Consider the following 338-nt stretch of genomic DNA (forward strand, 5'->3'; position numbering starts at 1 on the left):
GACCACTATAGCCCCATTGAAAGCGCAATGTAGGAGTACTCTGTATCCATTCATCTGGATTACTAATCTCATCAATATATACATAATTTAAATCTTTTATGTTTTGTTCACTATAAGGTACATTCCATCCTCGCGTCAGATTGTATTTTCACCATTTTCCATAATAAGCTGGAAGTTGCTCCTTCGTATAACGAGTCGTTCAAATTTTTTTCTTATATCCATACTTCGCTAATAAAGGTAAACCCAACGTATGATCTTCATGAATATGCGATAAAAATACTGCATCTATAACCGGCACAACATCCCTCTCTACTTTTGGATAACTATCCTCATATGAT

At 34.9% G+C, this 338-nt stretch carries 1 pseudogene; it reads right to left on the bottom strand.

Annotated elements, in window-relative coordinates:
- Window positions 1-338, bottom strand: a pseudogene (locus tag KVT31_RS29425) (MBL fold metallo-hydrolase); the annotation flags it as partial.

The sequence above is a fragment of the Bacillus sp. GbtcB14 genome (genome assembly GCF_019091205.1).
GTDB lineage: Bacteria > Bacillota > Bacilli > Bacillales > Bacillaceae_G > Bacillus_A > Bacillus_A cereus_AG.